At 53.9% G+C, this 8,802-nt stretch carries 10 protein-coding genes and 1 pseudogene; all 11 read left to right on the forward strand.

The features are described from left to right. Positions 1-380 (forward strand): annotated as a pseudogene (locus tag L691_RS31330) (hypothetical protein); the annotation flags it as partial. Positions 381-407: 27 nt separating this feature from the next. Next, the gene (locus tag L691_RS0112550) at positions 408-1,826 is read left to right on the forward strand and encodes a nickel-dependent hydrogenase large subunit (RefSeq protein ID WP_025690867.1); all 1,419 of its coding nucleotides are present in this window, start codon (positions 408-410) and stop codon (positions 1,824-1,826) included. A 2-nt stretch (positions 1,827-1,828) separates the two neighbouring features. Next, the gene (locus L691_RS0112555; protein WP_025690868.1) at positions 1,829-2,305 is read left to right on the forward strand and encodes a HyaD/HybD family hydrogenase maturation endopeptidase; all 477 of its coding nucleotides are present in this window, start codon (positions 1,829-1,831) and stop codon (positions 2,303-2,305) included. Then, entirely contained in the window at positions 2,298-2,639 is a 342-nt protein-coding gene (locus L691_RS0112560) for a hydrogenase maturation nickel metallochaperone HypA/HybF (protein ID WP_025690869.1), read from the forward strand. The genes L691_RS0112555 and L691_RS0112560 overlap by 8 nt, the downstream gene beginning before the upstream one ends. Continuing rightward, on the forward strand, positions 2,640-3,302 hold the full coding sequence (hypB, locus tag L691_RS0112565) for a hydrogenase nickel incorporation protein HypB (protein ID WP_025690870.1): 663 nt from the start codon (positions 2,640-2,642) through the stop codon (positions 3,300-3,302). An 18-nt stretch (positions 3,303-3,320) separates the two neighbouring features. Further along, complete coding sequence (locus L691_RS0112570) at positions 3,321-3,569, forward strand: Sec-independent protein translocase subunit TatA/TatB (RefSeq protein ID WP_025690871.1); 249 nt, start codon at positions 3,321-3,323, stop codon at positions 3,567-3,569. Between the two features lie 21 nt (positions 3,570-3,590). After that, the gene (gene tatC / locus L691_RS0112575) at positions 3,591-4,340 is read left to right on the forward strand and encodes a twin-arginine translocase subunit TatC (protein ID WP_025690872.1); all 750 of its coding nucleotides are present in this window, start codon (positions 3,591-3,593) and stop codon (positions 4,338-4,340) included. Beyond that, positions 4,333-5,076 carry a twin-arginine translocase subunit TatC gene (gene tatC, locus L691_RS0112580; protein ID WP_025690873.1) on the forward strand — a complete coding sequence of 248 codons (744 nt, stop codon included), beginning with the start codon at positions 4,333-4,335 and terminating at the stop codon, positions 5,074-5,076. Before tatC (L691_RS0112575) ends, tatC (L691_RS0112580) begins: the two co-directional genes overlap by 8 nt. A gap of 25 nt (positions 5,077-5,101) precedes the next feature. Further along, entirely contained in the window at positions 5,102-7,468 is a 2,367-nt protein-coding gene (gene hypF, locus L691_RS0112585; RefSeq protein WP_025690874.1) for a carbamoyltransferase HypF, read from the forward strand. Then, positions 7,447-7,665, forward strand: a complete 219-nt coding sequence (locus tag L691_RS0112590; protein WP_198023031.1) for a HypC/HybG/HupF family hydrogenase formation chaperone — start codon at positions 7,447-7,449, stop codon at positions 7,663-7,665. Before hypF ends, L691_RS0112590 begins: the two co-directional genes overlap by 22 nt. Beyond that, positions 7,658-8,743: a hydrogenase formation protein HypD gene (hypD, locus tag L691_RS0112595; protein ID WP_025690876.1), complete on the forward strand. Its 1,086-nt coding sequence runs from the start codon at positions 7,658-7,660 to the stop codon at positions 8,741-8,743. The genes L691_RS0112590 and hypD overlap by 8 nt, the downstream gene beginning before the upstream one ends. The last annotated feature ends 59 nt before the right edge of the window (positions 8,744-8,802 follow it).

The raw sequence follows: 8,802 nt of genomic DNA on the forward strand, positions 1-8,802 counted from the left end.
CCGTGAAGTCGCTGCTGGGCAGCCAAACCGCGAACCCGGTCGTCAATTTGGCAGGGTGTCCCGTGAATGCGACGGTAATGGTGCAGACGCTGCTTGATTTAATCTTGACTGGCGTACCTTCTCTCGACAATAACGGCCGCCCGAGTAAATATTTCGGCACTAGCATACATAGTGTTTGCCCGAGAAGAGGACAAACCCAGGTCTCCCAGCCTGGAATCTATGGCTGCTATAAGGCTGTCGGCTGCAAAGGTCCCTTTAACCAATCGCCATGCCCGTCGCTCAAGTGGAACAACCAACAAGGCTGGTGCATCCAATCGGACTACCCGTGCATCGGTTGCACAGCACCTGCATTCCCGCTAAATCCGCTCATTACCGTTTAAGCGGCGACTAAGAAAGGGTGAATGATAATGAGTACAATTAAACTGGATCCAGTAACTCGTCTGGAAGGACATTTGAAGGTCGAAGTCACGCTGGACGCAAATAATGCGGTTGCTTCCGCCACCGTCGCCGGAATGCTGTTCCGGGATTTTGAGAACATGCTGTTGAACCGGCCTCCACGGGATGCTTCTTTCCTGACTCAGCGAATTTGCGGGGTATGCCCGGTCCCTCAGGCTGTTGCTTCTGCAAAGGCGGTTGAGAAAATACTTGGCTTTAAACCCAATCTCCAGGGACTGATGCTTCGGAATCTGATTCAAGGGGCGAATTTCCTGGACAGCGGCATCACGCATTTTTACCATTTATCGTTACTGGACTATATTCAAGGTCCGCAGATGAGCCCATGGACGGGAGGCTATACGCAGGATCTAAGGTTCAGTGCCGCCGATACCCAAACGCTGACGGATCACTATATTTCAGCGCTGCAAATCCGCAGAAAGGCCAACGAAATGGCGGCCATCTTCAGCGGTAAGCTTCCCCATGCTGCGAATATTGTTCCGGGCGGTGTAACGGCCCTGCCTTCGGCAACGGAAATCACCAACTTCAGAAACTATTTGAACGATATTCAGTCCTTCATTTCCAGTACTTATCAATCTGACGTTAACATGCTGGCTTCGGCTTACAACGATTACTACAACGTGGGCACAGGGTACGGCAACCTGATCACCTTCGGCGCATTTGACACGAATACTTCCGGCGGCTTGTTATTCCCTGCGGGCACTGTCACAGGCGGAACCGTCGGCACATTCAACGAAGCGAATATTAAGGAATACAATAAATATTCGTATTACTCCTCTCCAAGCGGACAAGCTCCGGCAAGCGGCACCACAACGGCGAGCTACGGAAAGAGCGGAGCTTACACCTGGTTGAAATCCCCCCGGTACAACAATACGGCTTTTGAAGCGGGGCCGCTGGCCAGAGCATGGGTAAGCGGCGACTATCGCAGGGGCGTATCCGTTATGGACCGGCATATGGCGCGCTACGTGGAGATGGCCAAACTCGTAAGCAATATGCAGACTTGGCTGAATCAATTGACACCAGGGGCCAGCGGCTTTACGAATATCGGCGATCCGGTATCGGGCAGCGCCGCCGGATTAACGGAAGCTCCTCGGGGCGCAATTGGCCATTGGTTATCGGTATCCAGCTCCAAAATTTCCAAATACCAAATCATTACACCAACCTGCTGGAACGCTTCCCCGATGGACGATTCCGGCAACCCGGGTCCTGTGGAAAAAGCGCTGATTGGCACCCATGTGGCAGACCCGGCGCAGCCTGTGGAGCTGCTTCGCATTGTGCATTCCTTTGACCCCTGCACCGGTTGTTCTGTGCATGTCATGTCCCCAGACGGCGTGGAAATGTCCAAATTTGTCGTCCAGCCTCTTGGCAAATAACGATGAAGGAAACCGCGGTCATTGGAATCGGCAACATACTCCTGAAGGATGACGGCATCGGCGTCCATACGATCCGCGAGTTGGAGAAAGAAGACCTCCCGTCCACGGTTGAACTGGTGGATGGGGGGACTTCCACCCTGGCCATGCTGAGCTATTTTCTGGAGTACCGGAAAATTATTGTGATCGATGCGCTCAGGGCCGGCTTGGAGCCCGGAACGATTTACCGGATCAGACCGGAGGATCTTGCGGGCTACGAGAAGGGGAATCTATCCATTCACGATGTTCAGATTTTGGATGTGGTCAAGATGGCCCGCATGCTCGGCGCCGCTCCAGATGTCATCATATTCGGCATTGAGCCGCAGGAGATTGGCTTTGAACTCGAAATGTCGGATCTCATGAGAAGCAAGATTCCCGACATCATTGAGCTTCTTAAGCAAGAGTTGGGCTTCGTAAGTCAGGAGGAGACGAACTTTGCATGAAGCGGCTATTGTAGAAAGCGCCTTGGAATTGATCCTCGCGAAAGCCGAAGAGCATCATTTAACCAAAATCAAACGCATCACGGCCAAGGTGGGAGAACTGTCGGGGGCCCTTCCCGATGCCATGCAATTCGTTTTTCAGAACGCATCGCAGGGTACGATTGCCGAAGGGTCGGATTTTATCATCGAACAGGTGGAAGCAACAGCCTCATGCGGGAGCTGTGACATTACGTTTCCCATCCGTTATTCCCATCCCGTGTGTCCTTCGTGCGGCGGGCTGGACAATCAGGTCCTTACAGGTTATGAGCTGTATATCGATACGATGGAGGGTGATTAAATGAGCAGCATTAAAGTCGTTACCAACATCTTGAAGGTGAATGACGAGCTGACGCAGCAGAACAAGAAGCTGATGGACGAGAAGGGCCTGTATGTTATCAATCTGATGAGCTCGCCCGGATCGGGCAAAACTTCCATTCTGGAGAAAGTGATCGCGAAGCTTAAGGATGAAGTGAAGATTGCGGTGATCGAGGGTGACCTCTATACGACAAAAGATGCCGAAAGAATCGAGGCCCACGGCGTGCAGGTCGTGCAAATCAACACCGAGGGCGGGTGTCACCTGGACGGACAGATGATCCGGAACGCCTTAAGCCATTTGAACTTGGATGAGACGAACCTGCTGATCATCGAGAATGTCGGCAACCTGATTTGTCCCGCGTCCTTCGAATTGGGGGAGGATCTGATCATCACCGTATTAAGCACGACGGAAGGAAACGACAAACCGCTGAAATATCCGAGAATGTTTGAAAAGTCCGAAATTGTCATTTTGAATAAAGTCGATTTGGTACCCTATACGAACTTTAACAAGGATGAATTCCACAAGGATATACAGGAAATCAATCCGAAAGCGAATATTATTGAAACTTCCTGCGTGACCGGCCAGGGGATTGATGAGCTGTGCTCCTGGTTGAAGGAAAAGATCTCGATTTCGAATCCAGTATAAAAAAGGAGAGTGTTACCTATGCCTCATATTGGTTTTGGCGAACTTATTGTTATTTTGGTCATCGCGTTAATTGTGTTCGGTCCCGGCAAGCTTCCCTCCGTGGGCGGAGCCATCGGGAAAGCCTTCTCTGAATTCCGGAAAGCGTCCAAGGAGTTAACCGGCGAGGCTGCCGCTTCAACCGCCACTAACGAGCCTGTTCCGATTCAAGCTGCCTCTGTTCCGGTTCAAGCAGCCGTTACTCAAGAAACCAATGAAGTCAAGTCGTAATCGTCTCATCGGTGAATACTGATGTGGGAGAGCGAAAATATCGTTAGCGCCGTCCGCTGGCTGGGGAAATTCCGCGTTCGCATCATAGCCGGAGTGCTCATTGTCATCGTCGCGGCGACGGCCGTATATGCAGTGTCGGACCCGCTTCTGAAACTGTTATGCCGGCCGCTTCAGGATCAGCCGCTGTTCTTTATGACGCCTGTGGACGGTGTGATGACGAAGCTGAAGGTGGCGATGTTCGGAGGGATTGCAGCTTCTTTTCCCGTTCTGGCCTGCCTGCTCGTATCCATGTTCGCCCCCTTGCTGGGACGCGGCATTCGTCTCAAGATTTATTTTTTGGCCATTCCGTTCGCTGTCGTTCTGTTTGCGGGGGGGATCGCATTTGCCTACGAGTTTATTTTGCCGAACACCGTCGACTTTCTGATCAAGAGCGGACAAGGGGTTCTGAGGCCGATGATTTCCGGGAGTGCTTATGTATCGTTTATGGCATTCTTTTTGATCTCGGTGGCCCTGGTGTTTGAACTGCCGATCGTGATGGTTGCACTGTCGAGAATTGGGCTGGTTCATTCCAAGATGCTGATGAAAAAACGGAAATTCGCGGTACTGGGAATTGTGATCATCCTGGCGATATTGTCTCCAACCCCCGATGCGTTCTCGCTGCTGGCAGAATCGATACCGGTGGCGGCACTGTACGAAATCAGTATTTGGATGATTTACCTTCTGGAGCGAAAGGGCATGCCAGGGACGAAGCGTGTGACTACCCATGATTAATCAAAACCGTGTGCGGCAAGATACGGATCAACCGGTGCTCGAGCATTTGGCGGAGCTGCGCAGAAGATTGATTGTAACCGTGGCTTCCCTCCTCATTCTGACTGCCGTCATTTATACGAAAGCGTTCCTGATTGTGGAGATTCTAAAAAGATTCGCCGGGAACGAGGACCTGGATCTGGCTTTTTTTTCGTTAACCGGAGCTTTTGTTCTTAGGGTCAAGCTGTCTTTTATTGCGTCGCTCGTCGCGCTGTCCCCGTTCATCGGTTACCAGCTGTTTGCTTTTATCGGTCCCGGTCTCACCGCCAAGGAACGAAAAGCGCTGCTTTCAGCGGTGGTTTATATGGTTCCCAGTTTCATTTTGGGTGTTGTTCTCAGTTATGCGGTGGTCGTTCCTTCCGTGTTGCGCGCACTTCTCACATATGGTAACTCTTATATGAAGGCGGCCTTGTCGGGTGAGGAATACCTCACCTTCATTGCGATGCTGTGCGTCGTTTTCGGTCTTGTCTTTATGCTTCCTTTTCCGCTGATCGCGCTCGGGAAGCTAGGGCTCCTGCGTTCCTCCTGGATGAAAAAAGCGCGGTTCTCCATTGTGTTCTCCATATTGATCGGGGAAGGATTGCTCGCGTCTGACATCACCTCGGTGATCCTGCTGGCCGTTCCTTTGATTCTTATTTACGAGATCAGCCTGAGAGTCGTCATACGGATGGAAAAACGCAGGGAGGCGGCTTCATTATGACATCCAGGAATGAGGGCGAGAAGCTATGTTGATTGAGGTCATCCGGGTGGATGTCAAGGTGAAGGGCGTTGTGCAGGGAGTGGGATTCCGCCCTTTTGTCTACCGGCTTGCGCATCAGCATGATCTGGGAGGGTGGGTCACGAATGACGCAAGCGGCGTCAGACTGGAGGCGGAGGGCCGCAGGCCGGACATCGATGCATTTTTGGCTTCATTGCGAACGTCCGCCCCGCCGCTCTCTCATATCGAGGAGCTAACCTGGGAACTGCACTCCCCAATCGGATACACGGAATTCCGCATAAAAGAGAGCGTTGGCGCGGCCTCTCACGAGGTGAACCTCTCGCCGGATATTTGCGTTTGTGAAGACTGTCTTGCGGAGTTGAAGGACCCCGGCAACCGGAGGTTCCGCTATCCGTACATCAACTGTACCAACTGCGGGCCCCGGTTTACCATTACGGTTCAGGTTCCATACGATCGGAAGCATACAACGATCCGGGATTTCGAGCTGTGCGAGGATTGTGCGAAGGAATACCATGACCCGATGGATCGGCGGTTTCATGCTCAGCCGGTGTCATGTCCAAAGTGCGGACCGAAGGTATATCTGCTGGACGCTTCTGGCAAAAGAGTGGATACGGTTGACCCGGTCTCATGTGCTGCCGAGCGGTTGAAGTCGGGCGCCATTGTGGCGGTTAAGGGCCTTGGCGGCTATCACCTTGCTTGTGATGCGACGCAGGAGGCGGCGGTACGGGAGCTGCGGGCGCGCAAGCGCAGGGACGGCAAGCCGTTCGCCGTTATGGCGGACACGTTGGAGACGGTTCTCCGCATCTGTGACGTCACGGAGAAGGAGCGGGAGCTTCTCACGAGCCCTCGGCGGCCAATCGTTCTGCTTCCGTTGAAGAATGAAGCGCGAAGTCTTCTTCCGGCGGCGGATTTCCTTTCCCCTGACAACAACATGCTGGGCGTGATGCTGCCGTATACGCCGCTCCAGCATTTGTTGTCTCAGGAAGGTTTGGAGCTATCGGTCATGACGAGCGGCAACCGTTCCGGCGAACCTATTGTATACCGCGACGAGGAGGCAATACCCGCTCTTCAAGAAATCGCCGACTATTACCTGGTTGGGGAACTGCCTATTCATATGCGGACGGACGATACGGTAACCAGTGTGTTTCGGGAACGGGAGTACGTCATTCGAAGGTCGCGGGGATACGTCCCTTTTCCCATTGACTTGTCCGCTGTCGTCCAATCGGCGGAAGGGAAGCCGCGCAAGTCCGGCAATCCTCCCATTCTGGCTTTGGGGGGAGAGTTAAAGAATACGTTTTGTTTGGTCAAGGACCGCAAAGCCTTTGTCAGCCATCATATCGGCGATCTGGATAATCTGGAAACGCTGGATTCCCTGATTGGCGGAGCGGAGCATTTTGGGCGTATTTTCGCAGCTGAGGCCGGGGTATTGGCCTTCGACATGCATCCTGGGTACCGGTCCTCCCAATATGCATCCGAACAAAAGAACATCGTCCAGATCCCCGTTCAGCATCATCACGCCCATATCGCTTCCTGCATGGCGGAGAACGGCGTTTCCGGTCCGGTGATCGGAGTCGCTTTCGACGGCACGGGACTAGGCGAAGACGGGCATATTTGGGGCGGTGAGTTTTTCGCCGGGGATTATGGCGGATTTGAGCGTATAGCCCGGTTCGGGTATGTGCCGCTCCCTGGCGGGGATGCGGGTGTCAAGGAGCCTTGGCGGATGGCTTTGAGCTATATTCTGAATGACGATGCAGCGGAGCTGCCGGCTGAGTGGCTGAATACAATCGAGCCGTACAAAAGGGATATCGTTACACGCCAAATCCTGCAGCGCATCAACACGCCGCTCACGAGCAGCGTCGGCAGGCTGTTTGACGCCGTGTCGTCTCTGACCGGCGTATGCCATTATGCCGAGTACGAAGGCCAGGCGGCCATCCGTTTGGAAAGCGCAGCGGACCCGGAGACGGAACGGATTTATCCGTACGAAGTGAAGACTGTGCAAGGCATGCTTGAGATCGGCACTGCGCCGCTAATCCGGGAACTGGTTCGCGAAATTCGGGACGGCATGAGCGTTTCCGGAATTTCCGGAGAGTTTCACCGGACATTGGCTGCCATTGTAGCGGATGTCTGCGGACGGATTCGATCCGAACGGGGTCTGAATGAGGTGGCGCTCAGCGGCGGTGTATTTCAAAACCGCTTGCTGCTTGCTTTTACGGTCGACGAATTGGAACGCAGCGGATTTCGCGTATGGCTCCACAGCAAGGTGCCTGCCAATGATGGGGGGCTTTCACTGGGTCAGGCGGCAATCGCGCTGGGCAAATATCTCACATGGGAAGGGATGCAGGAATCATGTGTTTGGCAATACCCGGAGAAGTAGCAAGCGTAAGCGGCGACAGGGCGGTGATCGATATTACCGGTATCCGGAGGGAAGTGTCCATTGCCCTGGTTGACCGGGTGAACGTGGGAGATTATCTGCTCGTTCATGCAGGCTGCGCGATTGCGATCATCGATAAACAGGAAGCCATGGAGACGCTGGAGCTGCTCCGTCAGCTAGCGGGGAATATCCATGATTAGTGAATTGGAACCATTCAGAAATGAAACGTTGGCGGAAGGTCTGGTGAAGGCCATCCGGCGCTATAATGGCAGACCCGTTTCGATTATGGAGGTATGCGGCACCCATACGATGGCGATCTCCCGTTATGGGATTCGGGAATTGCTGCCGCCGAACGTTAAGCTCATTTCGGGACCGGGCTGTCCGGTCTGCGTAACTCCGAGCTTTTACCTGAAATCGGCCTTGGAGCTCTGCAGGAGAGAGAACACGATCGTGGCCACTTTCGGCGACATGATGCGGATTCCGTATAAGGGCGTCAGCTTGCTGACCGAGAAGGCGCTCGGCAGAGATATCCGTATGGTCTATTCCCCGCTGGACAGTCTTAATATCGCCCGTCAGCATCCGGACAAGACCGTCATCTTTCTGTCTGTCGGATTTGAGACGACGGTTCCGGTCACGGCCATTGCGGTTCTGGAAGCCGCGCAGCAGGGGCTTGACAATTTCATGATCCTGTCGGCGAATAAAACGATTCCGGCGGCGATGCACCTGCTGTCTTCGGACCCTGAAGTCGCGGTTGACGGATTCCTGTATCCCGGCCATGTCAGCGCGGTGATCGGTTCCGGCCTCTACGAGGAACTGGCCAAGGCGTATGGGATTCCGGGAGCCGTCACCGGGTTCGACCCGGCGGATATTTTGGGCTCGATCCTCTACGTGCTGGAGCAAATTCGGGACGACAAGGCCACTGTCGCCAACTTGTATTCCATGGTTGTTCAACCGGGTGGCAATCCAATTGCCCGGGGAAAAATAGATGAGGTATTCGAGCCTTCGGATGCCGTATGGCGGGGACTCGGTCAGATCCCGGGCTCCGGTCTGCGGCTGCGCGAGAAATACAGATCCTTTGATGCGTGGAGCCTGATAAACGGCTCCGTGGAGGAGCGGGACGAGGAAGCGCGCGGCTGCCGCTGCGGTGATATTTTGAAAGGAAAATGTCTCCCATCCGATTGCAAGTTGTTTGGAAAAGCATGCATGCCCGAAACCCCGGTCGGTTCCTGTATGGTGTCGAGCGAGGGGACTTGCGCGGCATATTACCGATATCAATAGGGGGAGGGAGACCAAATGAGCGAAATGTGCGTCCGTAAGGGCGTTTAGAAAATCTACTG

It is taken from the genome of Paenibacillus zanthoxyli JH29, from assembly GCF_000520715.1.
Lineage (GTDB): Bacteria > Bacillota > Bacilli > Paenibacillales > Paenibacillaceae > Paenibacillus_AQ > Paenibacillus_AQ zanthoxyli.

What these genes read in the sequence shown, in the direction of transcription:
- L691_RS0112550 (WP_025690867.1), top strand. Translation starts at nt 408, where the DNA reads ATGAGTACAATTAAACTGGATCCAGTAACTCGTCTGGAAGGACATTTG.
- L691_RS0112555 (WP_025690868.1), top strand. Translation starts at nt 1,829, where the DNA reads ATGAAGGAAACCGCGGTCATTGGAATCGGCAACATACTCCTGAAGGAT.
- hypB (WP_025690870.1), top strand. Translation starts at nt 2,640, where the DNA reads ATGAGCAGCATTAAAGTCGTTACCAACATCTTGAAGGTGAATGACGAG.
- L691_RS0112570 (WP_025690871.1), top strand. Translation starts at nt 3,321, where the DNA reads ATGCCTCATATTGGTTTTGGCGAACTTATTGTTATTTTGGTCATCGCG.
- tatC (WP_025690872.1), top strand. Translation starts at nt 3,591, where the DNA reads ATGTGGGAGAGCGAAAATATCGTTAGCGCCGTCCGCTGGCTGGGGAAA.
- tatC (WP_025690873.1), top strand. Translation starts at nt 4,333, where the DNA reads ATGATTAATCAAAACCGTGTGCGGCAAGATACGGATCAACCGGTGCTC.
- hypF (WP_025690874.1), top strand. Translation starts at nt 5,102, where the DNA reads ATGTTGATTGAGGTCATCCGGGTGGATGTCAAGGTGAAGGGCGTTGTG.
- hypD (WP_025690876.1), top strand. Translation starts at nt 7,658, where the DNA reads ATGATTAGTGAATTGGAACCATTCAGAAATGAAACGTTGGCGGAAGGT.